Source organism: Allobosea robiniae (genome assembly GCF_900102525.1).
Taxonomy (GTDB): Bacteria; Pseudomonadota; Alphaproteobacteria; order Rhizobiales; family Beijerinckiaceae; genus Allobosea; species Allobosea robiniae.
On the sequence record NZ_FNBZ01000006.1, the window covers coordinates 283,878 to 309,609 of the forward strand.

General features: G+C 66.7%; 24 protein-coding genes and 1 tRNA gene. 12 read left to right on the plus strand and 13 right to left on the minus strand.

Features of this window, described 5'->3' with window-relative positions; genetic code table 11:
* Window positions 1-20: 20 nt before the first annotated feature.
* The 4 genes from BLQ70_RS18110 to BLQ70_RS18125 all read right to left on the minus strand — a co-directional run bounded on the left by BLQ70_RS18110 (window position 21) and on the right by BLQ70_RS18125 (window position 4,090).
* Window positions 21-1,091 (minus strand): DNA polymerase III subunit delta', encoded by a 1,071-nt coding sequence (locus BLQ70_RS18110; protein ID WP_091859425.1) that lies wholly within the window; start codon window positions 1,089-1,091, stop codon window positions 21-23.
* Window positions 1,091-1,741, minus strand: coding sequence for a dTMP kinase (tmk, locus tag BLQ70_RS18115; protein WP_091859427.1), 651 nt, complete (start codon window positions 1,739-1,741; stop codon window positions 1,091-1,093). The genes BLQ70_RS18110 and tmk overlap by 1 nt, the downstream gene beginning before the upstream one ends.
* Before the next feature lie 10 nt (window positions 1,742-1,751).
* A complete protein-coding gene (locus tag BLQ70_RS18120) occupies window positions 1,752-2,927 on the minus strand; it encodes a D-alanyl-D-alanine carboxypeptidase family protein (RefSeq protein WP_091859430.1) in 1,176 nt (391 codons plus the stop codon).
* Between the two features lie 89 nt (window positions 2,928-3,016).
* Window positions 3,017-4,090: a septal ring lytic transglycosylase RlpA family protein gene (locus BLQ70_RS18125; protein ID WP_244512073.1), complete on the minus strand. Its 1,074-nt coding sequence runs from the start codon at window positions 4,088-4,090 to the stop codon at window positions 3,017-3,019.
* A gap of 471 nt (window positions 4,091-4,561) precedes the next feature.
* Here BLQ70_RS18125 and BLQ70_RS18130 point away from each other — a divergent pair.
* Window positions 4,562-4,651: transfer RNA gene (locus BLQ70_RS18130), tRNA-Ser, on the plus strand.
* 116 nt (window positions 4,652-4,767) lie between these two features.
* Here BLQ70_RS18130 and BLQ70_RS25420 read toward each other — a convergent pair.
* Window positions 4,768-4,947: a hypothetical protein gene (locus tag BLQ70_RS25420; protein WP_139163580.1), complete on the minus strand. Its 180-nt coding sequence runs from the start codon at window positions 4,945-4,947 to the stop codon at window positions 4,768-4,770.
* A 234-nt stretch (window positions 4,948-5,181) separates the two neighbouring features.
* Between BLQ70_RS25420 and BLQ70_RS18135 the strand changes: the two genes are divergently transcribed.
* From BLQ70_RS18135 to BLQ70_RS25680, 10 genes are all read left to right on the plus strand, one after another.
* A complete protein-coding gene (locus BLQ70_RS18135) occupies window positions 5,182-6,060 on the plus strand; it encodes a LysR substrate-binding domain-containing protein (protein WP_091859437.1) in 879 nt (292 codons plus the stop codon).
* 253 nt (window positions 6,061-6,313) lie between these two features.
* Entirely contained in the window at window positions 6,314-7,198 is an 885-nt protein-coding gene (ehuB, locus tag BLQ70_RS18140; RefSeq protein WP_091859440.1) for an ectoine/hydroxyectoine ABC transporter substrate-binding protein EhuB, read from the plus strand.
* A gap of 17 nt (window positions 7,199-7,215) precedes the next feature.
* Window positions 7,216-7,875, plus strand: coding sequence for an amino acid ABC transporter permease (locus BLQ70_RS18145; RefSeq protein WP_061967852.1), 660 nt, complete (start codon window positions 7,216-7,218; stop codon window positions 7,873-7,875).
* Window positions 7,865-8,524: an ectoine/hydroxyectoine ABC transporter permease subunit EhuD gene (ehuD, locus tag BLQ70_RS18150; protein WP_061967850.1), complete on the plus strand. Its 660-nt coding sequence runs from the start codon at window positions 7,865-7,867 to the stop codon at window positions 8,522-8,524. Before BLQ70_RS18145 ends, ehuD begins: the two co-directional genes overlap by 11 nt.
* 20 nt (window positions 8,525-8,544) lie before the next feature.
* The gene (locus tag BLQ70_RS18155; RefSeq protein ID WP_091859443.1) at window positions 8,545-9,705 is read left to right on the plus strand and encodes an amidohydrolase; all 1,161 of its coding nucleotides are present in this window, start codon (window positions 8,545-8,547) and stop codon (window positions 9,703-9,705) included.
* 84 nt (window positions 9,706-9,789) lie between these two features.
* Window positions 9,790-10,974: a cystathionine beta-lyase gene (gene metC / locus BLQ70_RS18160; RefSeq protein ID WP_091859446.1), complete on the plus strand. Its 1,185-nt coding sequence runs from the start codon at window positions 9,790-9,792 to the stop codon at window positions 10,972-10,974.
* A 110-nt stretch (window positions 10,975-11,084) separates the two neighbouring features.
* On the plus strand, window positions 11,085-12,104 hold the full coding sequence (locus BLQ70_RS18165; RefSeq protein ID WP_091859449.1) for an amino acid ABC transporter substrate-binding protein: 1,020 nt from the start codon (window positions 11,085-11,087) through the stop codon (window positions 12,102-12,104).
* Window positions 12,105-12,366: 262 nt separating this feature from the next.
* On the plus strand, window positions 12,367-14,154 hold the full coding sequence (locus BLQ70_RS18170; RefSeq protein ID WP_091859452.1) for a peptide ABC transporter substrate-binding protein: 1,788 nt from the start codon (window positions 12,367-12,369) through the stop codon (window positions 14,152-14,154).
* Window positions 14,155-14,377: 223 nt separating this feature from the next.
* Window positions 14,378-15,352, plus strand: coding sequence for a Bug family tripartite tricarboxylate transporter substrate binding protein (locus BLQ70_RS18175; RefSeq protein ID WP_091859455.1), 975 nt, complete (start codon window positions 14,378-14,380; stop codon window positions 15,350-15,352).
* A gap of 73 nt (window positions 15,353-15,425) precedes the next feature.
* On the plus strand, window positions 15,426-15,572 hold the full coding sequence (locus BLQ70_RS25680; protein WP_170843455.1) for a hypothetical protein: 147 nt from the start codon (window positions 15,426-15,428) through the stop codon (window positions 15,570-15,572).
* A gap of 21 nt (window positions 15,573-15,593) precedes the next feature.
* Here BLQ70_RS25680 and BLQ70_RS18180 read toward each other — a convergent pair whose 3' ends face one another.
* Together BLQ70_RS18180 and arfB are read right to left on the minus strand one after the other, a co-directional pair.
* The gene (locus tag BLQ70_RS18180; protein WP_244512074.1) at window positions 15,594-16,079 is read right to left on the minus strand and encodes a regulatory protein RecX; all 486 of its coding nucleotides are present in this window, start codon (window positions 16,077-16,079) and stop codon (window positions 15,594-15,596) included.
* Between the two features lie 91 nt (window positions 16,080-16,170).
* Window positions 16,171-16,590 (minus strand): alternative ribosome rescue aminoacyl-tRNA hydrolase ArfB, encoded by a 420-nt coding sequence (gene arfB, locus BLQ70_RS18185; protein WP_061967840.1) that lies wholly within the window; start codon window positions 16,588-16,590, stop codon window positions 16,171-16,173.
* A 37-nt stretch (window positions 16,591-16,627) separates the two neighbouring features.
* Between arfB and mazG the strand changes: the two genes are divergently transcribed.
* A complete protein-coding gene (gene mazG, locus BLQ70_RS18190) occupies window positions 16,628-17,464 on the plus strand; it encodes a nucleoside triphosphate pyrophosphohydrolase (RefSeq protein WP_091859461.1) in 837 nt (278 codons plus the stop codon).
* Between the two features lie 15 nt (window positions 17,465-17,479).
* On the opposite strand, the gene hflX is transcribed toward mazG, so the two are convergent.
* From hflX to BLQ70_RS18220, 6 genes are all read right to left on the minus strand, one after another.
* On the minus strand, window positions 17,480-18,808 hold the full coding sequence (gene hflX, locus BLQ70_RS18195) for a GTPase HflX (protein WP_170843462.1): 1,329 nt from the start codon (window positions 18,806-18,808) through the stop codon (window positions 17,480-17,482).
* Window positions 18,809-18,881: 73 nt separating this feature from the next.
* Window positions 18,882-19,130 (minus strand): RNA chaperone Hfq, encoded by a 249-nt coding sequence (hfq, locus tag BLQ70_RS18200; RefSeq protein ID WP_038365847.1) that lies wholly within the window; start codon window positions 19,128-19,130, stop codon window positions 18,882-18,884.
* Between the two features lie 213 nt (window positions 19,131-19,343).
* Window positions 19,344-20,711 (minus strand): nitrogen assimilation response regulator NtrX, encoded by a 1,368-nt coding sequence (gene ntrX, locus BLQ70_RS18205; RefSeq protein ID WP_061967836.1) that lies wholly within the window; start codon window positions 20,709-20,711, stop codon window positions 19,344-19,346.
* Window positions 20,708-22,996: a sensor histidine kinase NtrY-like gene (locus BLQ70_RS18210; RefSeq protein ID WP_244492836.1), complete on the minus strand. Its 2,289-nt coding sequence runs from the start codon at window positions 22,994-22,996 to the stop codon at window positions 20,708-20,710. Before BLQ70_RS18210 ends, ntrX begins: the two co-directional genes overlap by 4 nt.
* A 121-nt stretch (window positions 22,997-23,117) precedes the next feature.
* Complete coding sequence (gene ntrC, locus BLQ70_RS18215) at window positions 23,118-24,569, minus strand: nitrogen regulation protein NR(I) (protein ID WP_091859470.1); 1,452 nt, start codon at window positions 24,567-24,569, stop codon at window positions 23,118-23,120.
* Window positions 24,570-24,585: 16 nt separating this feature from the next.
* Complete coding sequence (locus tag BLQ70_RS18220) at window positions 24,586-25,719, minus strand: two-component system sensor histidine kinase NtrB (protein WP_082617450.1); 1,134 nt, start codon at window positions 25,717-25,719, stop codon at window positions 24,586-24,588.
* Between the last annotated feature and the right edge of the window lie 13 nt (window positions 25,720-25,732).

A 25,732-nucleotide genomic window follows, 5' to 3' on the forward strand; every position in this document is an offset into this window, starting at 1 on the left:
GTCTGTCCGAAAGCTTCGCTTCACGCTGCGCGCGAGCGGGACACCGCAGACGACAGATCATGAAACAGGGTCATCACGAGCGGGCGGCGGTCGAGATTATAGGTCTCGACCTCGCGCGCCTGCTGTCCAAGCTTTTCCCATACCTCCGCCAGCGGTGCAAGGCGCGCCGGTTGCGCCGCAGCATGCGCGTGGAGGTGGTCGGAGATCCAGCCCTGTATGGTCTCGATCATCACCGCGAAGTCGCGCTCGCCCGCCTTGCCGGCGACATCCTCGGCCAGCGCCATCAGCGCGGCGAGGTCGATCTGCGGCAGGGCATCGAGCCGCGCCCTCACCGCTTCCACCAGCGCCAGCGTCTCGGGATCGACATAGGTCAGCGCGCGCCGCACCGAGCCCTCGGACAGGCTCGCGGCGCGGCGGAGCGCCGAACTGTCGAAGGGCATCTCCATGCGTTCCAGTGCCAGCCGGCCGGCTTCCGCAACATCCGCTTCCGCAAGCGGGTCGAAGGTCAGCAGACGGCAGCGCGAACGGATCGTCGGCAGCATGCGTCCGGGCGCATGGGCAACGATCAGGAACAGCGCCCGCGGCGGCGGCTCCTCCAGAAGCTTGAGCAGGGCATTGGCGGCCGAACGCTCCATATCCTCGGCCGAGTCGACGATGCAGACGCGCCAGCCGCCCTCGGCCGCGCTCGATCCGAAGCGATCGATCACGCGCCGGATCGAATCGACCGGAATGTTGCTGGTGTAGCTCTTGCCATCCGGCTTCGGAATGCGGCGCAGCACATGCAGGTCGGGATGGGACTGCGCCATCACCCGCCGCGTCACCGGATCGTGCTCGGGCATCGAGAGATCGGCGCTGCTGGCTGCCCTCCCCTGCGGATCGCCAGACGCGAGCAGGAAACGCGCGGCGCGATAGGCGAAGCTCGCCTTGCCGATGCCCTCGGGGCCGCCGAGCAGCCAGGCATGATGCATGCGGCCCGAGGCCAGCGCGTCGAGGAAGGTTCGTTCGCGCGCGGTATGGCCGACGAGCGCGAGCGTCTCGCGCGGATGCGGCGCGTTCGGCAGCCGGTCGGGTTCGTCGCTGGTCGCTAGCATCAGGTGTCCGGGTCGATAGGCAGGCGCGCGCGCAGGATATGCCACGCAGCTTCGGCAAGCGCTTCGGGCGGCAGCGTCGCATCGAGCACGGCGCAACGCTGTGGTTCGGCGCTCGCGATATCCAGATAGGCTTGGCGCAGATTACGGTGGAAGGCCAGCGTCTCGCCCTCGAAACGGTCGATCGCCTCGCCCGGCCGACGGCGCTTGGCGGCGCGGGCGAGCCCGATCTCGGGATCGAGATCGAGGATCAGCGTCAATTCAGGCATCAGGCCCGAGATCGTCACGGCCTCAAGTTCGGCCAGCACGGTCTTGTCGAGCTTGCCGAGCACGCCCTGATAGACTCGCGTCGAATCGATGAAGCGGTCGCAGATCACCCATTCGCCGCGGTCCAACGCCGGCCGGATCAGGCTGTCGATATGGTCGATCCGGGCGGCCGAGAAGAGCAGCGCCTCGGCGAAGGAACCGTAATCCCGCGCCTGCCCCGCGAGGATCATCTCGCGGATCGCCTCGGCCTTCGGGGAGCCACCGGGCTCGCGAGTCGTCCGGGCTGTGACGCCGGCCGCATCGAGCCGTTCGCTCAGCGCGCGCGCCAGCGTCGACTTGCCGGCGCCCTCCCCGCCTTCGAGCGTGATGAAATGTCCCTTGCCCATGACGGCCTGCTCAGCTCCGGCTCAGCGCCTTGCGAACCCAGCCGGTCGTGGCCTCGAACAACGCATCCAGCGCCCGGCTCTGCAAGGTGCCGGCCTGCACGCTCTCGGCCGCGTAGAGCGGAATGTCCAGCGTCTTGATGTCGCCGCGTGTCACCACGAGCCGCGCCACCTCCGCCCCTTCCTGGACGGGCACGGCAAGCGGGCCGCGATAGACGATCCGGGCCGCGAGCCGCTCCGTGCCACCCCGCGGCAGCAGCAGGCTGACCGCGCCCTTGCTCCGAAGCGCGACCCGGCCCTTCGCGCCGCCATAGACGCTGGCCTCGCCCACCGTCTCGCCGGCGGCGAAGATCTCGCGCCGCTCGAAAGCGCGAAAGCCCCATTCGAGCAGCTTGCGGGCCTCCGTCGCCCGGTCGCGTCCCGTCTTCAGGCCGTTGACCACCACGATCAAGCGCTGGCCGTTCTGCACGGCAGAGCCAACGAGGCCGAAACCGGCTTCATCGATATTGCCGGTCTTCAGCCCGTCCGCGCCGATATCCATCGCCAGCAGCGGATTGCGGTTCTGCTGACGGATCTTGTTCCAGGTGAACTCGCGCTGGCCGAAGATCTTGTAGAGCTCGGGATAGGTCTTGATGATGTGGTCGGCGAGCAAAGCGAGCTCGCGCGCCGTCACCCGCTGCTGCGGATCGGGCATGCCGGTAGCATTGCGGAAGACAGATTTCGTCAGGCCGAGCCCCCTCACCCGCTCGGTCATGATCCGGGCGAAGGTCGCCTCGTCGCCGGCAATGGCTTCCGCCAGCGCGATCGAGGCATCGTTGCCGGACTGGACGATGATGCCCTGCAGGATGTCGGAGAGCTTGATCCGGCTGTTGATGATGGCGAACATCGCCGAGCCGCCGGACGGAGCGCCGCCCTTGCGCCAGGCGTTCTCGGAAATGCCGATCTCGCTGTCGAGCGAGAGCCGGCCGGCGCTGAGCTCCTGGAAGGCGACGAGCACCGTCGCGAGCTTGGCCATGCTCGCCGGCACCATCAGTTCGTCGGCCGCCTTCTCGTAGAGCACCGCGCCGGTATCCGAATCGAGCAGGACGGCGAAGGGCGCCTGCGACTGGAAGTTCTGGGCCAAGGCGGCAGGGCCTGACGAGAGCAGTCCCAGGGCCAGAACAAGGCCGGCAGCGAACCGGCTGGCCATCCGGAGCGATGCGGCAATCCCTGACTGACGGCAAAAGGCGCTCATGCCTCGATGTGAAGCAGAGCGCCCGCCATCAGGTCAAGCTGGGATCAGTTCCGCGCGAGCGGCTGCAGGGTCTGCGGCGCGAGCCTGTTGAGCGGATGGGTCTTGGCGAGGCGCTCGCCCGCGCCCTTCTCCGGCGCAGCGAACAGGCTCGCCACGCTGGCTCGCGTCGGCGGCAAGGTGGTGCGCAGAGCTGCCGGAACCACGACAGGCCTTGCCGCGTTGGCAATGGTGTCGAGATCGAACGGCCGGCTGGGCGGCAGCGGCGCGGCGCGCAGAGGCGCTTCGTCGACCGGCGTGGAGACGGCCGAGGCTAGGGTCGCGACGACCGGTGTCGAGGGCGTGATCGTTCGCGGCTGCTGCGGAGCATAGGCCTGCACGACCGACGGCAGCGCGGCAGGAGCCGGCTCCGGCTCGGCGGCCGGCTGCGCGTCGAGATCGACGCTGCGGGTGCGCGTGGTGGGCACAGGATCGGCGCTCGCGACCATCGTCCGCGCACTGGTGCCCGGGATCGGCGCGGGCGAGCCATCGGTGCGCAGCGTCGCCAGGAGAAGCTTGTCGTCGGAGCCGGCGAGCGAGGCCTGGCCCAGATATTCCATCTTGATCCGCGCCGTGCCGAGATGGCGGAAAGCGAGCGCGTCGGCGGTCTTCTGGGAGACGTCCATCATCCGGCCGCCATGAAAGGGGCCGCGATCGTTGACGCGCACGATGATCGAACGATTGTTCATCAGATTGGTGACGCGGGCATAGGCCGGCAGCGGCATGGTCGGATGCGCGGCCGAGACGCTGAAACGGTCATAGACTTCGCCATTGGCGGTGCGACGGCCATGGAATGCCTCGCCATACCAGGAGGCGGTACCGATCTGCGAATAGCCCACCGGTTTCTGGAAGGGCGTGTAGCGCTTGCCGGCGACCGAATAGGCCTTGCCGACGAGCTGGCGTCCGCCGCCCTTCGGCACGTCCTCGCCTTCGGCGACCACGCGCGGACTGGCCGTACCGTATTTCGCATGCGAAAAGGCGCCGATCTCCTTGGAGCGGCGCCCGGCCGTCTGGTTGCCGGCGCAGTTTGCGGCGAACAAGCCGGCGAGGATGACACAGCTCACACGGGCGACGGTCGGCATGGAAGAAAACGCTGGCGTCGGTCCGGACATCGTGGAAGCGGTCTCCCGGGCCGAAAAGCGAGCGTCTCGAGTCATTCCGCCAATTCCGCTTTCTGCGCCAAAAACATTCTGTCGGCTCGCCGCCATAGGCGGAGAAGCCGAATCTTCGGCCAATTCCATTAAGGGATCGTTAAGTCGCTAAAATCCGCTGGAAAGCGGACCGCTGAACAGGCCATCCCTGCGCCGTCGGACGGCCACAGAAACGTTCGAAAAGTGACGCATGTCAACCCGAGGCGATCGCCGCCGCCATTTTTCTGTGCAGCGTGACCGACAGGACACGCTCTGGAGCCAGTCCGGATCTCGCATGGAACCGAGCGGTCAGAGGGCCCGGCAGCCCGCATCCGCCGGCCTTCCGGGGTATCATCCCTCGAATCCTTCATTCCCATCTTCCACTTGCAAATCCTCTCACCGGGCGGCATTGAACGGCCGCACGGAAGGGTGGCCGAGTGGTTTAAGGCAGCGGTCTTGAAAACCGCCGTGGGTGCAAGCCCACCGTGGGTTCGAATCCCACCCCTTCCGCCAGCACACCGCTAAGCCGTTGGTTTAGTTTCAGGCGCTCGCGGCGCGAGAGAAACCCTGCAAGCTGCCAAACCATGATCACCCGCTCCGCCGTGGCGGGCGCGATTTCATGCGAATGCCTAGTTCAGGGCGACGATCAGGAACGTCGACAAGATCACCGCCGACAGGGCGAAGACGGAAAACAAGATGGCCTGGAAGATGCCGGAGCCGAATGCGGCGCCGGCAATCGTCGCAGCCACTCCGGCCAGAATCAGAACGGCCAATATCGCTTTGTTTCGCGTTGCTTCGGACAAAGTCATGATGTGCACCCTTTTGGTCGAGGGAGATGTAGCGGCCCGGCCGGAAGCGTCTTTGCGCTGGAGCAAGGACAGAGATGATCTTCGAGCGATCGTCGAGGACGCCCGGTGCAGCGATCGGGGATTGGAACGCCTGTCCTGAGGCGGACGCGGCGCGACGCGAGCGAATAGGACTGCGCCCCGCGAGACGAAATGCGCTAGCGTCGCCTTTCTCTGGATCGACCGGGCAGGACGACATTGAACAGCCGTCAGATCGAAGTCTTCGCCGCGGTCATGAAAGCGGGCACCGTCTCGCGAGCGGCGGAGATTCTCGGCGTCACCCAGCCCGGCGTCAGTCGCCTGGTCGCCGATCTCGAACGATCGCTGGGCTTCGCCTTGTTCGACCGGGTGCGCAATCGCGTCGTGCCGACGCCGGAAGGGCGAACCTTCTTTGCAGAGGTCGAGGCCAATTTCCGCGGCATGGACCGGCTGCGCGCGAGCGCTGCCCGCATTCGCGACTACGGGGCGGGGCAATTGCGCGTCGCTACGCTGTCGGCGCTGAGTTCCTCGATCATCCCCGGCGCCGTGCGGCGCTTCCGCGCGCTGCGGCCGGACGCGACCGTCACGCTGATGGTGCTGCCGTCGCGCGACGTTCGGGACGGGGTGGCGGCCGGCATTTTCGATATCGGCCTCGCCGCCGATGAGATCGACGTGACCGGGGTCGTCCACCAGACCTTCGTCCAGCCGCGCGCGCTCTGTGCCATCCCGCTCGGCCATCCCCTCGCCGAGCGCGAGACGATCGGCCCGCATGATCTCTCCGGCGTCGATTTCGTCGCCTATGTCCCGGAGGATCGCGCCCGGCAGCGCTTCGACATGATCCTGTCCGAGGCCGGCGCCGCGCCGCCGCGCGTCGTGGTCGAGACGATCTACGCCGCGACCGTCTGCGCGCTGGTGGCGGAGGGGGTAGGCGTGGGGCTGGTCAGCCCCTATGCCATCGCCGGCCATGACCAGAGCCAGATCGTGCTGCGGCCGTTCGAACCGCCCGTGCAGAGCCGCAGCTTCCTGATCCTGCCGCCGGACCGGCCGAAATCCGAGCTGGTGCGCGACTTCATCGGCTGCCTCATGGAAGCGCGCTGAGATCATAACATCCCGGCATCGAGCCATGCCTCGGCACAAATTGTAAGGCGGCCCTCCCCGGCTATCCTTCCCCGGAAACGCGCCTGAGACGCGATTGCGAGGGACAACGATGAATTCGACCATGAAGCGGGCTGCCGGGCCTGCAGGCGACGATGCGCGCGCTGAGGCACGGCCTCCCCGCATGAACGCACCAGGCTCTTCCTCAACCAGATCCTCCACTGCGCAGCCCCATCGTTCCCGACCGGAGACCGCCATGACCGCCACCTCGCGCCGCCATCTTCCCCTCCTCCTCGCCGGTGCGCTCACGGTGCTTTCCGGCTTCGCAGGATCGGGCACCTCGCAGGCACAGGCCCAATCCTCCGAATGGGCTGGCAAGAAACTCGTCGTCGGCATCCATAACCGCACGCCCTGGGCCTATCGCGACAAGGACAGCAAGGTCGTCGGCATCCATCCAGACGTGATCCGCGCGGTCTTCGCGCCGCTCGGCGTCAAGGATTTCGAGTTCGTCGTCTCCGATTTCGGGGCGATGATCCCGGGCCTGCTCGCCGGCCGCTTCGACATCATCGCGTCCGGCGTCGCGATCACCCCGCCGCGCTGCGAACAGGTGCTGTTCAGCGAGCCGGATGTCGCGGTGGGCGACAGCCTGCTGGTCAAGAAGGGCAACCCGCTCAAGCTGCATTCCTACGAGGATATCGCCAAGAACCCGAAGGTGCGTCTCGCCGGCGGCCGCGGCTCCGAGAATACGAAGAACGCCATCGCCGCCGGCGTGCCGGAATCGCAGATCTCGCTGTTCCCGAACAACGAAGCCGCGGTCAGCGCCATCCTCGCCGATCGTGCCGACGTCACGACCCTGTCGGTCCCCAGCGCGATCGGCGTGATCGACGAGCAGAAGGTCGAGGGCATCGAGCGCGCCGTGCCGTTCAAGGGCCTGATCAAGCCGAACGGCCAGCCGGCCAAGCTCTATACCGGCACGGTCTTCCCGAAGGGCAGCGCCAAGCTTCGCGACGCCTACAATGCCGAGCTCGCCAAGCTGCGCGCCAGCGGCGGCCTCAAGCCGATCATGGAGAAATACAACTTCACCGCCGACGAGGATGCCGGCCAGGTCACCACGGCGCAGATCTGCGCCGGCAACGGCTGAGCGGCGCAGGCAGCGCCATGAGCTTTCTCGAAGTCCTCTCGGGCATCTTCCAGGGGCTGAACGTCACGCTGACGGTGACGGTGCTCGGCATGCTCTATGCCGTGCCCTTCGCCTTCGCCGCCGGCATCGCCCAGCATAGCTGGCGTGGCCTCGCCTATGGCGCGATTACCACGGTGATCGAGTTCTGGCGTTCGACCTCGGTCGTCATCCTGCTCTACGGCTTCTATTACACGCTGCCCTCCTTCGGCCTGCGGCTCTCGGGGATCACCGTCGGCTCGATGGTGCTCGGCCTGCATATCGGCGCCTATGGCAGCCAGGCCGTGCGCGGCGCCCTGCAGTCGGTCGACAAGGGCCAGAGCGAGGCCGGGCGCTCGCTCGGCCTGCGCGGCTGGCAGATCCTGATGCTGATCGAACTGCCGCAGGCGCTGCTCGCGATGGTCCCGACCTTCATCAACCAGTTCATCCAGCTGGTGAAGGGCACGGCGCTGGTCTCGCTGGTGACGCTGACCGACATGACCTTCCGCGCCAAGGAGATCTCGCAGCTCTTCTACGATCCGCCGAAGGTCTATTTCGCGCTGCTCGTGGCCTATTTCATCCTGTGTTACCCCGCGACGATCATCGGCCGCTGGGTCGAGCGCAAGGTCGGCGCCGGACGGAAGCTCGACCATGCTGTTTGACGCGGGCTTTGCCCTCTCGCTCGTGCCGAAGATCGCCGGCGCGCTCTGGACCTCGATCCTGGTCGCGCTGCTGAGCTGCATCGGGGCGTCGCTGCTCGGCTTCGGTCTGGAGATCGCGCGGCGCAGCAACCGCGTGATGCGCTATGCGATGCGCTTCCTGATCGACTTCATCCGCTCGACGCCGCTGCTCGTGCAGCTCTACTTCTTCTACTTCGTGCTGCCGTCCTACGGCATCAAGCTGCCGGCGCTCGCCATCGGCGTCATCGCGATCAGCATCTATTACAGCGGCTATCTCGCCGAGGTCTTCAAGGCCGGCATCGACGGCGTGAAACCCGGCCAGTTCGAGGCGGCGCGCGCGCTCGGCCTGAAGCGGTTGCAGACCGTCATCCTGGTGATCGCGCCGCAGATGCTGCGCAATATCGCGGCCCCGATGGGCAACTACTTCATCGGCATCTTCAAATCGACGCCCTACCTCGCCGCCATCGCCGTCTACGAAGCCTTCGGCGCGGCGCTCGACATCGCCTCCGACACCTTCCGCTACACCGAGCCGATGGTGGTCGTCGGCGCGATCTTCCTCGCCATCGCCCTCGTGCTCGCCTGGCTCGTCAGGCGGCTGGAGGAGCACCTGCTGCTCTCCGCGAAACGCTGATTCCTGCAGACGGACCGATCATGGATACGACACTTCTTCCGCGGCTGACCGAGTGGCGCCGCCATCTCCACGCTCATCCCGAACTCTCGGAGCAAGAGACGAAAACCTCTGCCTTCCTCCAGGACCGCCTGCGCGAATTGGGCATCCCCTTCGAGGCCGGCATCGGCGGCGCCGGTATCGTGGCGACGCTGTCACGGCCGGGCTCCAACCGGTCGGTCGGCCTGCGTGGCGATATCGATGCCTTGCCGATCGCGGAGCGCAATGACGTGCCCTATGCCTCGCTGAATCCAGGCGCGATGCATGCCTGCGGCCATGACGGTCACGCGGTCGCCCTGCTGGGCGCAGCCGCGATGCTCGCAGCCGATCCCGACTGGAAAGGCACGATCCAGTTCATCTTCCAGCCGGCGGAGGAGAACGGCGCCGGCGCCAGGGCGATGATCGCCGACGGGCTGTTCGAGCGCTTCCCGATGGAGCGTGTCTTCGCCTTCCATAACTGGCCGGGGCTCGAGGCCGGCACCGTCGCCGTCCATGACGGGCCGGTAATGGCGGCGGGCGGGCGCTGGCAGGTGACGCTGCACGGGCTCGCCGGCCACGCCGCGATCCCGCACCAGACACGCGACCCGATCCTGGCCTCGGCGCATCTGATCATGGGTCTTCACACCATCATCTCGCGCAATGTCGATCCCTGCGATGCCGTCGTGCTCTCGATCGGCCAGATTCAGGGCGGCGTCGTCAGCAACCAGATCCCGGAGAGCGTCACGCTCGTCGGCACGTTGCGCACCTATCGGCCGGAGGTGCGCGAGGCCGTCATCAAGCGCATGGAAAACCTGATCGCCGGCACCTGCGAAGCCTACGGCATGCGCGCCGATGTCGAGATCCTCTCCACCGGCCGGTCGATCATCAACACCCCGGCTGAGGTGAAGCTCGCGGTCGCGGCCGGCGAGGCGATCGGCGCGAAGGTCCGCACCGACCTTCGTCCCAGCACCACCGGCGACGATTTCTCCTTCCTGATCAAGGACAAGCTCGGCGCCTATGTCTGGATCGGCAACGGCCCGGCGGGACCGGATGGCGAGCTTCACAACGCCCGCTACGACTTCAACGACGCCATCCTGCCCACCGCGATTGACTGGATGCACGAGGTCGCCCGGCGCGCCCTGCAGGACGACGTTCCCACCCCATAACATCCCGGCATCATGCGATGCCCTGGGCCCGATTGCGGCCTGTTTTCAAAGCTTTGAGTATCAGCCCGACAAGGGAATCCGACCATGCACGACCAGACACTTTGCGTTCATCACCCGGCCGTCGACGAGGAGGGCTACGCCTCGCTTGCCGTGCCGACGCACCGCGCCTCGACCATCGTCTACCCGGACGGCGCGAGCTTCATGGCCCGCAAATATCGCGGCTTCGACGGCTATACCTATGGCCTGCACGGCACCCCGACGACCCGTACGCTGGAAGCGCAGTTGACGGCCCTGCACGACGGCGTGCGCACCGTGCTCGTGCCATCCGGGCAGGCGGCCGTGACCACCGTCATGCTCTCCGTGCTGATGCCCGGCGACAAGGTGCTGATTCCCGATCACGCCTATCCGCCGGTCCGCAGCTTCTGCACCGAGTATCTGGCGCCGCGCGGCATCGCCCATGACTTCTACGATCCCCTGATCGGAGCGGGCATCGCCGAGCTCATCGACGAAACCGTCAAGCTGGTCTGGGTCGAGTCGCCCGGCTCCAATACGATGGAGGTGCAGGACGTGCCCGCCATCGTGGCGGCCGCCAAGGCGAAAGGCGCCCTTGTCGGTTGCGACAACACCTGGGCGACGCCGCTGATCTTCAAGCCGCTGGTGCACGGCGCCGATTTCGCCTGCGAGGCGCTGACCAAATATGTCGGCGGCCATTCCGACCTCCTGCTCGGCTCCATCACCGTCAAGGACATCGCGCTGCGCCAGAAGATGAAGGAGATCCTGCGCGGCTTTGGCATCGGCGTCTCGCCGGACGAATGCCAGCTCGCGCTGCGCGGCATCGAGACCATGGGCCTGCGCGTCGCCCATATGGGCAGGGTCTCCGAGGATTTCGCCCGCCGGCTCGTCGATCATCCCATGGTCGAGCGCGTGCTGCATCCGGCCCTGCCCTCCTGCCCGGGCCACGCCATCTGGAAGCGCGACATGGGGCGCTCCTCCGGCCTCTTCAGCCTCGTGCTGAAGCCCGTCGACGACGAGGCCATGAGCGCGGCGTTGAGCGCGTTGCGCGTCTTCGCCATTGGCGCCTCCTGGGGCGGCACGCGCAGCCTCGTCGCGCCGCAGGCGATCGCGCAGGACCGGAGCGCGACCGCCTGGACCGCGAAAGGCCCATTGCTGCGCATCAGCATCGGGCTCGAGGAACCGGACGAGCTCTGGGCCGATCTGAGCCGCCTGCTGTCGGTGCTCGGGCGGGCGACCGCGAACAAGGCCGCCTGACAGGCGGCAAACGTAAGGCCGCAATGACGACACGGCGCGAGGCTCGCGCCGTGAAGGGAGAATTTTGCCCGCAGACAGCTTCTCAACCACAAAAACGAAGGGGACATACCATGAAGACGGTTCTGACCGGACTGGGCGCCCTCGCGGCAGCCTGTCTCGCCGTGGCACCTGCCGACGCGGACACGCTCAAGGCCATCCGCGACCGCGGCAAGATCATCTGCGGCACCAGCACCGGCGTCGCCGGCTTCTCCACCCAGGATGCCAATGGCCGCTGGCAGGGCTTCGATATCGACATCTGCCGCGCGCTGGCGGTCGCGATCTTCAACGACACGGAGAAGGCTGCCTTCGTGCCGCTGACCTCGAAGGACCGCCTGATCGCCCTGCAAGCCGGCGAGGTCGACGTGCTGCCGCGCACGACGACATGGACATTGGCGCGCAACACCGGCCAGGGCGTCACTTTCACCGGCGTGAACTATTACGACGGCCAGGGCTTCATGGTGCCGAAGAAGCTCGGCGTCACCAGCGCAAGCAAGCTCGACGGCGCCTCAATCTGTGTCGCGCAGGGCACGACGAGCGAACTCAATCTCGCCGACTACTTCCGCCGGACGAAGATGAAATACGAGGTCGCGGCCTTCGGTACGGCGGAGGATGCGCTGAAAGCCTATGAATCCGGGCGCTGCGACGCCTACACGACCGACGTATCGGCGCTTTCGGCCAATCTGCTCAAGTTCCGCGATCCGAGCGAGCATCTCGTGTTGCCCGAAGTCATCTCGAAGGAGCCGCTCGGTCCCTGGGTGCGCAGCGGCGACGATACCTGGTTCAACCTCGTGCGCTGGACCTTGTACGTCCTGATCAATGCCGAGGAGCTCGGCGTGACCAAGGCCAACGTCAAGGAGCTGGCGGAAACCGCGACCAATCCTGAAATCCGTCGCTTCCTCGGCAAGGACGGAAAATACGGCGAAGGCCTCGGCGTGAGCAATGACTGGGCGGTGCGGATCGTAGCCGCGATCGGCAATTACGGCGAAAGCTTCGAGCGCAATCTCGGCATGAGCTCGCCCATGAAGCTCCAGCGCGGCCCCAATGCGCTCTGGACCGAGGGCGGCCTGCAATACTCGCCCCCGTTCCGGTGAGGCGTTCGCGACAGTCCTTGCCGGACCCTAGCCTGCCCGCAGCCACGTCCTCGCGGGCAGCGGGCCGAACCGCTGTCACCCGGCTCCAGCGCCTCCTCCGCGCCCACCAGCTCGAACGGCGATACGCTTTGCCGGCATTGCCGGCATGCTCGGTCCATTCGACGACTGGACGCCCGGGCCCGGCCATGCATTGCTGGCGCGCCAATGAAAACACGGCATTCAATGCCGGGCGCCATTTTGCTGAAAAGGTGGAGGGAATCCCATGAAGGAAGAGGAAATTCGCGGCCTGGTCGCGGGTGTGAAGGACGGCTCGCTGTCGCGACGATCCTTCATGCAGAGAATGGCGGCGGTAGGCATCATGGCGCCGATCGCCAGCCAGATCCTCGCCTGGAACGACGTCGCGATGGCGGACGCCACGGTCAAGTACAAGCCGACCAAGGCCGGCGGCGGCGGCGCCCTCAAGATCCTGCTCTGGCAGGCCCCGACGCTGCTCAATCCGCATTTCGCCGCGGGCACCAAGGACCAGATCGCCTGCCGCGTGTTCTACGAGCCGCTCGCCGGCTGGGACAAGGAAGGCAACCTCTTCCCGCAGCTCGCCGCCGAGATCCCGAGCAAGGCCAATGGCGGTCTGTCTGCCGACGGCAAGACCGTGACCTGGAAGCTGAAGCAGGGCGTGAAATGGCATGACGGCAAGCCGTTCACGGCCGACGACGTCGTCTTCAACTGGGAATATGCCGCCGATCCGGCGACCGCCGCCTACACCACCGGCTCCTACAAAGACATCAAGGTCGAGAAGGTCGACGCCCACACCATCAAGGTGATCTTCAAGGAGCCGACGCCATTCTGGGCCGACCCGTTCGTCGGCGTGGTCGGGATGATGGTCCCGAAGCATCTCTTTGCCGAATACAAGGGCGCCAAGTCGCGCGAAGCCCCGGCCAACCTGAAACCCGTCGGCACCGGCCCCTACAAGTTTGTCGAGTTCAAGCCGGGCGATATCCTGACCGGCGAACGCAATACCGACTATCACGTCAAGAACCAGCCCCAATTCGACACGATCGAGGCCAAGGGCGGTGGCGATGCGGTCTCGGCGGCGCGCGCCGTCCTCCAGACCGGCGAATACGATTATGCCTGGAACCTGCAGGTCGAGGACGAGGTCCTCAAGCGCATGGAGACCGGGGGGCGCGGCAAGGTGGTCGCGGTTCCGGCGGGCGACGTGGAGTTCATCACGCTGAACACGACCGATCCGTGGACCGAGGTCGACGGCGAGCGTTCCAGCGCGAAGACCAAGCACCCGACCCTGAGCGATCCCAAGGTACGCGCGGCGCTGAACCTGCTGATCGACCGCGATTCGATCGAGAAGTTCATCTATGGCCGCGGCGGAATCGCCACGGCGAGCTTCGTCAACGAACCCAAGCAGTTCAAGTCGACCAAGCTCAAATACGAGTTCAGCATCGACAAGGCCAACAAGATCCTCGACGAGGCCGGCTGGAAGAAGGGCGCCGACGGCATCCGCGAAAAGGATGGCAAGAAGCTCAAATATGTCTTCCAGACCTCGATCAACGCCCCGCGCCAGAAGACCCAGGCCATCATCAAGCAGGCCTGCCAGCGTGCCGGCATCGATCTGGAGCTGAAGTCGGTCACGGCCTCGGTGTTCTTCTCGTCGGATGTGGCCAATCCCGACACCTACACCAAGCTCTATGTCGACATGGAGATGTATACCCAGACGCAGCCACAGCCCGATCCGGAGCGCTTCCTCAACCAGTGCGTCTCCTGGGAAATCGCCAGCAAGGAGAACAAGTGGCTGGGCCGCAACGTCTCGCGCTATACCGACCCCGAGGCCGACAAGGCCTACAAGGCGGCGCAGACCGAGCTCGACCCGGCCAAGCGCGCCGCCCTTCTGATCAAGGTCAACGAGATCTTCTGCGAGGCCAACGTGCTTCTGCCGATCATCTCGCGCACCGTCGTCGGCGCCGCCGCCAATAACCTGACGGCGGATATTTCGGGCTGGGAGGTGACCACCTGGAACCTCGCCGCCTGGTATCGCAGCTGAGCCCGTCCCGCTGCCCGGAGGCCGGAGCTTCTCCGGCCTTCCGTTCCAACCTTGCCTCGGCCCGAACCGGGCCGGGGCTGCTTTCGCTCATTCGGGCTGTATCGGCCGCGTCTGGCATGAAGCCGCATCGCGGTTCGATCGACATCCCTTCCTGTTCTTCCGCACCCCGCCCGTCTCGAAGGCAGGGGCTGACGAACACCGCACCCAGGGAGACGCATCGACAATGACGACGAAACGAGACCTGATCCTTGCAACCGCAGCCTTCGCGCTGCTGGCAGCCGCGCCGGCACTGGCGGAGACCTGGCCAGCCCGCCCGATCACCTTCATCGTGCCCTTTCCGGCCGGCGGCGGCACCGATGCCTTCGCACGGCCGCTCGCTGCCCAGCTCGACCAGCAGCTCAGCCAGCGCATCATCATCGAAAACCGCGGTGGCGCCGGCGGCACGGTCGGCGCATCGGCCGCCGCGAAGGCCAAGCCCGACGGCTACACCTTCTTTGTCGGCGCCGCCCATCACGCCATCGCGCCGGCGCTCTATCCGAAGCTCGACTACAGCATCCAGACCGATTTCATCCCGATCGCGGTCATCGCCCAGCCGCCCCAGGTCATCGTCGTCCATCCCGGCAAGGTCCAGGCCAAGACGCTGGCGGAGCTGATCGACTTCGCCAGGAAGAACCCGGAGAAGCTGAACTTCGCCTCAGCCGGCAACGGCACGACGCATCATCTCGCCGGCGAACTCTTCCAGATCTCGACCAAGACGAAGCTGACCCATGTGCCCTATCGCGGCGCCGGGCCCGCCCTGCAGGACACGATCGCCGGCCAGGTCGACCTGCTGTTCGACGGTCTCGGTTCCTCGGCTGCCCAGATCCAGAGCGGCACACTGCGGGCGCTCGCGGTCGCGGCTCCCACCCGCTCGGAAGCCGTGCCCGACGTGCCTACGGCGAAGGAGGCCGGCCTGGAAGGCTTCGAGGTCTCGACCTGGTACGCTCTCTGGGCGCCCAAGGGCACGCCCGCGGAGATCGTGACCAGGATGCGCGACGAGGTGGGCAAAGCCCTCAAGACTCCCGCCATCGAGGCCACCTGGAAGAAGAGCGGCTCGCCGATGCCGACCCTCTCCGGCGACGATTTCGGCAAGTTCGTCACGGCCGAGGTCGACCGCTGGGGCAAGGTCGTCAAGGAGGCGCAGGTCAAGCTGGAGTGAGCCAGGCGGTTGCCCTCACCCCTCCCTTGTTGAATCGACCCGCACAAGGGGCCTGATGCGAGAGGGACGGAGCATGATGAGGCTGGCCGTCATCGGCTTGGCGATCGCGTTGGCCGCTTTTGCCGCGCTGCTGGCCGTGGGCCTCCTCACAGACTTCGCGACCGTGCCCTGCCAGGACGGGGTGTGGGATGCGACCAGGCAACGTTGCATCCCGACCTGAGACGACGCGCGCATCGTTCTATCAGATAAGCGCGCCGTCGTTCGTCTCGTCGTCGCCCGTGCCGTCGATCACGGCACGGGCGACCGTGATCGTGAAGCCGGCTCGCGCCATCGCCGCGAGATCCTTCTGGCGGTTCGCTGCCCGGTCACCGCGCGACCACGGGCCGAGCCGCTTGCGCCGCGCGGCTTTCCGGGCCGCAGCCAATTCCTCCTCGTCGCCGACGCTGCTGGCCTGTTCGGCGAGTTCGCGGCCCACGCCCTTCGCGGCGAGCGTGGCGGCGACGGCGCGCGCCGAACGGCCACGGCGCCTGAGCGTCGCAGCCCTCGCCTCGGCGAAACGCCGGTCGTCGACCAACCCGGAGGTGATGCAACGCGAGACGACATCATCGAGCGCGGCCGCATGCGCAGCCGGGTCCTCGCCATGGTGGCGGCAGCTCAGGGCGACCTTGCGCGCCAGAACCCGGCGCAGTTGCGCAGCCGGCGCGGAATAGCGTTCGAGATAGTGCATCGCCGCGCGCTGGAGGTAATCGGGTGTGATGCGCCGCGGTGCTCGGGCGGAGCGGGCACCCTGCCCTCGCCTATCCCCTTGATCCGTCATACTAATCGTTTGCCGGCTTCTGCCGACCGGCCTTGACGCCGGAGCGCTTTTCCTTCGAGGCGAGCCGGCGTTCCTTCGAGGCCTTGGTCGGCTTCGTCGCGCGCCGGACCTGCGGGCGCACGGCAGCCGCCCGGATCAGCTCCAGCAGCCGCTCCAGCGCCTCCTCGCGATTGCGCTTCTGGCTGCGATGCGCCTGGGCGACGATGACGATCACGCCGTCCTGCGTCAGCCGGCTGCCGGCGAGCTTCATCAAGCGGATCGCGACATCGTTGGGCAGGGACGGCGAGCCGCGGGCGTCGAAGCGGATCTGCACCGCGCTCGACACCTTGTTGACGTGCTGGCCGCCTGGGCCCGAGGCGCGAACGAAACTTTCCTCGATCTCGCTCTCGTCGATCGCGATGGACGGGGTGGCTTGAATCATGGGAGGAGCGTAGCCGAAATCACGGAGACATGCAGCGTTGAAGCCCTCTCGCGACATTGCCGGCCTGATCGAGATCATGGCCGCGCTGCGCACGCCGGGAACCGGCTGCCCCTGGGATCTGGAGCAGGATTTCGCCTCTGTCTCCCCCTACACCGTCGAGGAGGCCTATGAGGTCGCCGATGCGATCGCCCGCGGCGACAGGCTCGATCTCAAGGACGAGCTCGGCGACCTGCTGCTTCAGGTCGCGTTCCATGCGCGCATGGCGGAGGAGGAAGGCTCCTTCGCCTTCCCCGACGTCGTCGAGGCGATCACCAGCAAGCTGATCCGCCGGCATCCGCATGTCTTCGGCGATGCGCGCGATCTCTCGCCTGCCGAAGTGAAGGTGCTCTGGCACCGGATCAAGGCGCAGGAGAAGGCAGCCAAGGCTGCGGCGCGCGAGGCCGCCGGCCTGCCGCCGCAGACGGAGGAGCGCGGCGTGCTCGCCGGAGTGCCCCATACGCTGCCCGCCCTCACCCGCGCCTGGAAATTGCAGGCCCGCGCCTCGACCGTAGGCTTCGACTGGAACGATGCCCGTCTCGTGCTCGACAAGATCCGCGAGGAAACCGCCGAGATCGACGAGGCGCTTGCCGGCGGCGACAAGGCCGCGATCCATGAGGAGATCGGCGACCTGCTCTTCGTCGTCGCCAATCTCGCCCGCCATGTCGATGCCGACCCGGAAGGCTGCCTCGCCGCCGCCAACGCCAAGTTCGAACGCCGCTTCAAGGGCATCGAGGAGGCGCTGGAAGCCGAAGGGCGCACGGCGAAAGATGCCAGCCTCGACGAGATGGAGGCGCTTTGGCAGGCGGTGAAGAAGCGGGAGAAGAGCGCCCGTTAGCGCCTGCCGCGCTTGTTATCCCTGCCGCTCAGCCTCGGGAAAACGGGCCGTGAACGCCCCTTCCCGCTCGAGCGGCAGGCGCACGACGAGCTTCAGCCCGCCATCCTCGCCATCCTCGCGCTGGAGGATTTCGCCATTGGCATGCAGCCAGGCGAGCGACTTGCCGTCTCCGGGCGCGAGTTCCAGCGTGTAGACCGGGCGGCTCGACGCGATCCGCGCTTCGATCGCGCGTGTCAGGCGTTCGATGCCCTCCCCGGTCAGCGCCGAGACCAGCACCGGGCGCGATCCGTCCGGCCGGAGCGTGGCGATGCCGAGCTGGCGCTCGCGTTCGGCCGGGTCGAGCAGGTCGGCCTTGTTCCAGACTTCGATGACGCGCTGGCCATCGTCCGGATTGATCCCGAGATCGCGCAGGATCGTCTGCACGTCGGCGGCTTGCGCCTGCGTGTCCTCATGGGCGACGTCGCGGACATGCAGCAGCACATCGGCCTCGATCGCGTCCTCTAGCGTGGCGCGGAAGGCGGCGACGAGCTGCGTCGGCAGGTCCGAGATGAAGCCGACCGTGTCGGAGAGCATGATCCGCGCGCCATGCGGCAGCTTGATCGCGCGTGCCGTCGGGTCGAGCGTGGCGAACAGCATGTCCTGCGCCAACACCTCGGCCGAGGTCAGCCGGTTGAACAGCGTCGACTTTCCGGCATTGGTGTAGCCGACCAGCGCAACGATCGGATAAGGCACGCGTTTCCGGCTGGCACGATGCAGCGAACGCGTGCGCTTCACGCTGTCGAGATCGCGCTCGATCTTGGTCATCCGTTCCTGGATGATGCGCCGGTCGGCCTCGATCTGGGTCTCGCCAGGGCCGCCGAGGAAGCCGAAGCCGCCGCGCTGGCGTTCGAGGTGGGTCCAGGACCGCACCAGGCGACTCTTCTGGTAGTTCAAATGCGCGAGCTCGACCTGGAGCGCGCCTTCCTTGGTGCGGGCGCGCCGGCCGAAGATTTCGAGGATCAGCCCGGTCCGGTCGATGACCTTGCAGCCAAAAGCCTTTTCGAGATTGCGCTGCTGGACCGGCGACAGGGCGCAATCCATCACGACGAGGCTGATCTCCTCGAGCTTGATGCGCTCGGCCAGTTCCTCAACCTTGCCCTTGCCGAGATAGGTCGCAGGCCGGAGCGCCGTCAGCAGCACCTGCACCGGCTCGACGACCGTCAGGTCGATCGCGGCCGCAAGGCCGACGGCCTCGTCCAGCCGCGCCGCGAAGGAACGCAGATTGGCATCGACCGCGACGCCGCGCTTCTGCGAATAGGGGCCAACGACAAAGGCGCGCGTATTCGCCGCGATGTCGCGTTCGATTTCGTCGAGCGGCTTCGCGCCTGTGACCCGCGTGGCCGCCCGATCCTTGTCGTCCTTGTGGCTTGTCGCCAAATCAGTTCTTGTCCGTTTCCTCGGGCTCGAACAATTGCACCGGATGTCCGGGCATGATGGTCGAGATCGCGTGCTTGTAGACGAGCTGCGAATGACCGTCGCGGCGCAGCAGCACGCAGAAATTGTCGAACCAGGTGACGACACCCTGCAGCTTGACGCCGTTGACGAGGAAGATCGTCAGCGGGATCTTCTGCTTGCGCACATGGTTGAGGAAAGTGTCCTGGAGGTTCTGTGCCCGCTCGGCGGCCATGGGTAGTCCCTGTTGTTGGGATCGCCGATCGGATTAAATCCAGCGATCCAATTCGTTCCGTTTCAGGCCGGGGGCGCATTCCACCAGCGTCGGAACACCGATGCTCCATTAGATCGTCGTCTTCGCCCACAACGCAAGTGCAGCAATGCCGACTTTAGATGCATGCCGCCTGCGTGGCGTGCAACTGGGCATGCGTGACGCGCCTGACGCGTCTCAACCGACGCCGAGCGACTTCAGTTTCCGGTGCAGCGCCGAGCGCTCCATGCCGATGAACTCGGCCGTGCGCGAGATATTGCCGGAGAAGCGCGCGATCTGCGCGATCAGGTATTCGCGCTCGAAGATCTCGCGCGCATCGCGCAGCGGCAGGCTCATCAGGCGCTCGCCGCCCGAGCCCGAGGGCGTCGTCGGCACCATCGCGCCAACCTCGGCCGGCAGCATCTCGATCGTCACCTCGGCCGTCGGATCGCCCTTGGTCAGGATCATCAGGCGTTCGACATTGTTGCGCAGCTCGCGGACGTTGCCCGGCCATTCATGTGATTGCAGCACGGCCATCGCGTCGCTGCCGATCTGGCGCTTCGGCAATCCGCTCGCGATCGAGATCTGTTCCATGAAGAACTCGATCAGCTCCGGCACGTCCTCGCGCCGCTCCGACAGTGGCGGCACCTTGATCGGCACGACGCCGAGGCGGTGATAGAGATCCTCACGGAAATGCCCGTCGGCGATGAGCTGCGCCAGGTCGCGGCTCGACGAGGAGATGACGCGGACATCGACATGGACCCGCGTCGCGCCGCCGACGCGCTGGAAATTCTGGTCGACCAGCACACGCAGGATGCGGTTTTGCGTCTCGCGCGGCATGTCGCCGATCTCGTCGATATAGAGCGAGCCGCCATGGGCCTCCTCGAGCGCGCCGATCCGGCGCGACCGCCCGTCCCCGCCTTCGACGCCGAACAGCTCCTCCTCCATCGTCTCGGGCGTGATCGTCGCCGCGTTGATGACGACGAAGGGCCCGCTCGAACGGGTCGAGGCCTCGTGCAGCGTGCGCGCCGCCAGTTCCTTGCCGCAGCCGGGCTCGCCGGTGATCAACACCCGCGCATTGGTCGGCGCGACGCGATCGATCGTCTGGCGGAGCTGGTTCACGACCGTGGTGCGGCCGACGATGCGGTCCGCCTGGACCGAGCGGGTCTTGAGCTCGCGGACTTCGCGGCGCAGGCGCGATGCCTCTAGCGCGCGCTCGGCGACCAGCACCAGCCGGTCGGCCTTGAACGGCTTCTCGATGAAGTCGTAGGCGCCGCTCTTGATCGCCGAGACCGCCGTCTCGATGTTGCCGTGGCCGGAGATCATCACCACCGCGAGATCGGGGTTGCTCTCCTTGATCAGCTCCAGAACCTGCAATCCGTCGAGCCGGCTGCCCTGCAGCCAGATATCGAGGAAGACGAGGTTCGGCCGGCGCGACGCGATCGCGGCCAGAGCTTCGTCGGCGGAGCCGGCCTTGCGGGTCCGGTAGCCCTCGTCTTCCAGAAGGCCGGCGACCAGATCGCGGATATCGACTTCGTCGTCCACTACCAGGATGTCAGCGCTCATAGGCGTATCCCATTCCTTGAATCCGTGTTGCGCGAGCCGTTTTCCGGCTGGGCGGCCGCATCGCCGCCCTCTGTGTCCTGCGCCGGGCCTGTTTCGGGGAACCAGAGGCGGATGCGCGCGCCCCGTGCACCGCTGGCGGCATCCGGACGGTCGAGCAGTTCGATGCCGCCGCCATGGTCCTCCAGGATCTTGCCGACGATGGCGAGGCCCAGGCCGGTCCCGCCTTCCCGCGTCGTCATATAGGGCTCGAGCAGCTTCTGGCGCTGGTCCGCCGGCAGGCCCTTGCCGTTGTCGATCACGTCGATGACGACCCGGCCGTCGTCAAGGCGGGCCATCTGGACGTCGATGCGCCCCTGCCCGCGCTCATCGGCCGGCACGGCCTCGATCGCCTCGGTCGCATTCTTGATGACATTGGTCAGCGCCTGCGAGATCAGGCGCCGGTCGAAGCGCGCCGGCACCGGGTCCGGAGGCAGCGTCTCGGCGATCGTCGTCTCGGGATTGCCGACCCGCCAGAGGAAGACGATCTGCCGGACGGTCTCGACGATGTCTTCGCGAGCAAGCGACGGCTTCGGCATGCGGGCGAAGGAGGAGAACTCGTCGACCATGCGCCGGATATCCTCGACCTGCCGCACGATCGTGTCGGTGCACTGGTCGAAGACGTCCTTGCCCTCGACGATGACGCGCCCGAACCGGCGCTTGATGCGCTCGGCCGAGAGCTGGATCGGCGTCAGCGGATTCTTGATCTCATGCGCGATGCGGCGGGCGACGTCGGCCCAGGCGGCGGTGCGCTGCGCGGAGACGAGGTCGGTGATGTCGTCGAGCGTCACCACGAGCCCGGCTCCCATCCCCTCGCCCTCCCGCACGGCGCGGATATTGACCATCCGGTCCTGCCCGGCGCGCGTGAAGGCCACCTGGCCGGAGCTCTGGCGCTGGCGGTTCTGCAGCGCTTCCGCGACGAAGCCGGCCACCTCCGGCGCGATCTCGGCGATCGGCTTGCCGAGCAGGCGCCCGCCGGTCCCGAGCAGGATCTCGGCCGAGCGGTTGATCGTCGTAACATGGCCGTCGCCATCGAGGCTGAGCACGCCGGAGGAAACGCCGGAGAGGACCGTCTCGGTGAAGCGCCGGCGCCGGTCGATCACCTCGCTCGCCGTGACCAGGCTGTCGCGCTGGCGGCGCAGCTCCGCCGTCATCTTGTTGAAGGTCTCGCCCAGATGGGCAAGGTCGCCCTCGGATCGTCGGATCGGCACCTGGACGTAGAAGTTGCCACTCGACACCTGGTCGGTCGCATCGATCATCCGCCGGATCGGTGCGACGAGCCCGTTGGCAAAGCTCAGGCCCAGCCAGATCGCCGAGAGCAGCAGAATCAGCGCGATCAACCCGTACATCGAGGCGAAGGCGATCTGGACGCCCTTCCGGCGCGCATCGATCGAGAGGTATTCGACAGCGGCCCCGCGCGCGACCGAGGGGAACTCGACCGCGAGCGGGTCGACCTCTCGCGCGACATGCAGAAAGCTGTTGTCATAGGCCGGCAGCTTCATCACGGCGCCGAAGACGGTGCCCGTCCGCGGGATCACGCAGATCGGCTCCGGCGCGGATTTCGCATCGTCGAAGGCGGCCTGGTCCGGCATCGGCGGATCGCGCAGCACATTAATATTGGCCCGCACGATCACCTTGTCCGGCGGCTGCATGACCGCAGCGACCGGAAGGCCGAGCGCCGTCGCGCGGGAGGTCAGGAAGTTCTCGAACCATTTGCGATCGACGTCGAAAGCGGGCTTCGCCCGGCTCAGGTCGTCGGCCAGCACCCGGATCTCGCGCCCGAGCGAACGGCACTGGCTCGCGGCATAGGCGTCGGCGACCTCGACCGATTTGAAGACGGCATCGCGCATCCGGTCGGAGAACCACGGCTCCAGCCCGCGCTCGATCGTGACGGTGGCGATGATGGCGACGAGAACCGCCGGCAGGGCGGCGATGATGCTGAACAGGCCGACGATGCGGACATGCAGTCCCGCCGCCGCCGCGCCAGCCTTGCGGGCGCGGATCAGCACCGCGGCCTCGAAAGCGACGATGACGACCAGAACCAGAATCAGCAGCGCGTTGAGCACGAAGACGCCGACCACGACCTCGTGCACAGGTGCGATCGGCGTCGCACCGGACAGCACGAGGAAGGTGAGCAGCGCCGAGATCAGCGCGAGCGCGACGACGATTCCGCCGACCCAGCCCGAGACGCGGCGGGACTTCTCCTCGCCACGCGGCATCATTCTGGCTTCGTTGACAGAAGCGGACACGTTTCGCGACAACTCCGATAGGGGCAGGGATCGCAAACCGATCACGCCTGCGGGCGCCACTGATGCGCCGCCGCAACGGTGTTGTCAAAATATGACATTCACAAGGCGGGATGGCCCCGTTTCAGCGTGGCGAGCGCACCACCTGCATGTCGAGTTCGCGAATCTTCTTGCGCAGCGTGTTGCGATTGAGGCCGAGGAGTTCGGCGGCGCGGATCTGGTTGCCGCGGGTCGCGGCCAGCGCCGCGGCGATCAAGGGCGGCTCGATCTCGCGCAGGATGCGATGATACAGCCCCGGCGGCGGAATATTGTCGCCGAACCCGCCGAAATACTGGCCGAGATGGCGTTCGACCGAGCCGGACAGCGTCTCGGTGCGCTCGGACGGCGCCGGGCTATTGGTAAATCCCGGCCCCACCGCTGCAGGCTGCAACTCCGCCTCGATGATCGGCGCGGTGATCGTCTCCTGCGGGTAGAGCGCCGCCAGGCGCCGGACCAGGTTCTCCAGCTCGCGGACATTCCCCGGCCAGCGATACTGCCGCATCACGTCCATCGCTTCCGAATCGACCTGCTTGCGCGGCAGACCTTCCTTCTCGACCAGCGTGAAGAAATGGCGGACGAGGTCCGGGATGTCCTCGATGCGCTCGCGCAGCGGCGGCAGGCGGATCGGCACGACGTTAAGCCGGAAGAACAGGTCCTCCCGGAACAGGCCCTGCGCGATCGAGATGCGCAGGTCCTTGTTGGTCGCCGCAACGATGCGGACATTGGTCCTGATCGGGGTGCGCCCGCCGACCGTGGTGTATTCGCCCTGCTGGAGCACCCGCAGCAGGCGGGTCTGCGCCTCCATCGGCATGTCGCCGATCTCGTCGAGGAAGAGCGTGCCGCCCTCCGCCTGCTCGAAGCGGCCGGACGAGCGCGTCAGCGCCCCGGTGAAGGCGCCCTTCTCATGGCCGAAGAGCTCGGATTCGATCAGGTCCTTCGGGATCGCCGCCATGTTGATCGCCACGAAGGGGCCGTTCTTGCGCTTGCCGTAATCGTGCAGGGCGCGGGCCACCAGCTCCTTGCCGGTGCCGGATTCCCCGTTGATCATCACGGTCAGGTCGATCGGCATCAGGCGTGCCAGCGCGCGATAGACATCCTGCATCGCCGGCGAGCGGCCGATCAGCGGGATGTCCTCGGGCTCGGTCGCATGACCGCGAACCGCCTCGCCCCGCGGCCGCGACAGGGCGCGCCCGACGATGGCGACGAGTTCCTTCAGGTCGAAGGGCTTCGGCAGATATTCGTAGGCACCGCGCTCCGACGCCTTGATCGCCGTCATGAAGGTGTTCTGCGCACTCATCACGATGATCGGCAGTTCGGGCCGCACCCGCTTGATTCGTGGCAGCAGGTCGAAGGCGTTCCCGTCCGGCATCACGACATCGGTGATGATGAGGTCGCCCAGTCCCTGCGCGGCCCAGGTCCAGAGGGTCGCGGCCTGGCCGGTGGTCCTGACTTCATAGCCCGCCCGGGCGAGCGCCTGGTTGAGGACGGTGCGGATCGCGGCGTCGTCGTCGGCGACGAGGATATGACCGGTCGGCATGGGTTGCTTGAGGCCTCTACGTTGCCTGCCCTGACCGGAGTTGGTGCAGGGGCAGGAGTATCCTGAAATGCGTCCGGCGCGGAACGGACTCGCATTCGACGATTCCACCGTGATCGCCGATCACCTTGGCGACAAGTGCAAGTCCAAGGCCACTCCCCTGGGCCTTGGTCGTGACGAAGGGATCGAACAGGTGCTGCACCAGGTCGGCCGGCACGCCCGGCCCGTTGTCGCGCACCCCGATTTCGAGCGGCAGCGCGATCCGTTCCGAAGAGCCGGGAACCTGCAGGCGGATGCCGGGGCGATAGGCCGTCGTCAGCGTGATCTCGCCGTCGATGGCATCTTCGCCGATCGCCTCGGCGGCGTTCTTGACCAGATTGAGCAGAACCTGGACGAGCTGGTCGCGATTGCCGGCGACCGGCGGCAGCGAGGGATCGTAGGTCTCCGTGAAGCGGATATGCCGGGCAAAGCCGGAATGGGCGAGGCGCTTCACATGGTCGAGCACGTCGTGGACATTGACCGCGTCGCGCTCGCTCGGCCGCTCGTCGCCGAACAATTCGACGCGCTCGACCAGCTTCACGATCCGGTCGGTCTCGTCGCAGATGAGCTGCGTCAGCATCCGGTCGGAATCCGGGATCGAGCCTTCGAGCAGTTGCGCGGCGCCCCGGATGCCCGAGAGCGGATTCTTGATCTCATGGGCCAGCATCGCGCCGAGCGCGGTGATCGAGCGCGCTGCCCCGCGATGCGTCAATTGCCTGTCCATTTTTTCGGCAATTGTCCGTTCCTGCAGCATCAGCACGACCGCATCGCCCTGACTGGGCAAGGGAGAGGCAAAGACATCGACGATGTGATCGGTTCCGAGGCGCGGCGTGCCGAGATCGAGGCGGTATTCGCTGACGCTGGCACCGCGACGCTGCACCTCCTCGATCACCCCCAGCACGGGTGAGCCGAAAGCGACGAAATCGTCGATGCGCTGGCGCTTGAGCAGAGCGGCACTCGACTGGAAGAAATCCTCGGCCGCCGTATTCGCATACAGCACGGCATGGCTCTCCCCGATCACCAGAACCGGCATCGGCAGCACGTTGAGTGCCTGGATCTCGATCGGGTCGAGCAGGTAGGCGCTGCGGCCTCCAGGCCCGTTGTCGGTAAACATCGCCGTCATCGCC

Excerpts from the sequence above, each read along its gene's own strand:
- BLQ70_RS18145 (WP_061967852.1), top strand. The coding sequence starts at position 7,216 with ATGAGCTTTCTCGAAGTCCTCTCGGGCATCTTCCAGGGGCTGAACGTC.
- metC (WP_091859446.1), top strand. The coding sequence starts at position 9,790 with ATGCACGACCAGACACTTTGCGTTCATCACCCGGCCGTCGACGAGGAG.
- ehuD (WP_061967850.1), top strand. The coding sequence starts at position 7,865 with ATGCTGTTTGACGCGGGCTTTGCCCTCTCGCTCGTGCCGAAGATCGCC.
- BLQ70_RS18180 (WP_244512074.1), bottom strand. The coding sequence starts at position 16,079 with ATGCACTATCTCGAACGCTATTCCGCGCCGGCTGCGCAACTGCGCCGG.
- ntrC (WP_091859470.1), bottom strand. The coding sequence starts at position 24,569 with ATGCCGACCGGTCATATCCTCGTCGCCGACGACGACGCCGCGATCCGC.
- BLQ70_RS18125 (WP_244512073.1), bottom strand. The coding sequence starts at position 4,090 with ATGCCGACCGTCGCCCGTGTGAGCTGTGTCATCCTCGCCGGCTTGTTC.
- BLQ70_RS18220 (WP_082617450.1), bottom strand. The coding sequence starts at position 25,719 with ATGTTTACCGACAACGGGCCTGGAGGCCGCAGCGCCTACCTGCTCGAC.
- BLQ70_RS18110 (WP_091859425.1), bottom strand. The coding sequence starts at position 1,091 with ATGCTAGCGACCAGCGACGAACCCGACCGGCTGCCGAACGCGCCGCAT.
- tmk (WP_091859427.1), bottom strand. The coding sequence starts at position 1,741 with ATGGGCAAGGGACATTTCATCACGCTCGAAGGCGGGGAGGGCGCCGGC.
- BLQ70_RS18170 (WP_091859452.1), top strand. The coding sequence starts at position 12,367 with ATGAAGGAAGAGGAAATTCGCGGCCTGGTCGCGGGTGTGAAGGACGGC.
- BLQ70_RS25420 (WP_139163580.1), bottom strand. The coding sequence starts at position 4,947 with ATGACTTTGTCCGAAGCAACGCGAAACAAAGCGATATTGGCCGTTCTG.
- arfB (WP_061967840.1), bottom strand. The coding sequence starts at position 16,590 with ATGATTCAAGCCACCCCGTCCATCGCGATCGACGAGAGCGAGATCGAG.
- BLQ70_RS18155 (WP_091859443.1), top strand. The coding sequence starts at position 8,545 with ATGGATACGACACTTCTTCCGCGGCTGACCGAGTGGCGCCGCCATCTC.
- hfq (WP_038365847.1), bottom strand. The coding sequence starts at position 19,130 with ATGGCCGCCGAGCGGGCACAGAACCTCCAGGACACTTTCCTCAACCAT.
- BLQ70_RS18120 (WP_091859430.1), bottom strand. The coding sequence starts at position 2,927 with ATGGCCAGCCGGTTCGCTGCCGGCCTTGTTCTGGCCCTGGGACTGCTC.
- BLQ70_RS25680 (WP_170843455.1), top strand. The coding sequence starts at position 15,426 with ATGATGAGGCTGGCCGTCATCGGCTTGGCGATCGCGTTGGCCGCTTTT.
- BLQ70_RS18165 (WP_091859449.1), top strand. The coding sequence starts at position 11,085 with ATGAAGACGGTTCTGACCGGACTGGGCGCCCTCGCGGCAGCCTGTCTC.
- ntrX (WP_061967836.1), bottom strand. The coding sequence starts at position 20,711 with ATGAGCGCTGACATCCTGGTAGTGGACGACGAAGTCGATATCCGCGAT.
- BLQ70_RS18175 (WP_091859455.1), top strand. The coding sequence starts at position 14,378 with ATGACGACGAAACGAGACCTGATCCTTGCAACCGCAGCCTTCGCGCTG.
- ehuB (WP_091859440.1), top strand. The coding sequence starts at position 6,314 with ATGACCGCCACCTCGCGCCGCCATCTTCCCCTCCTCCTCGCCGGTGCG.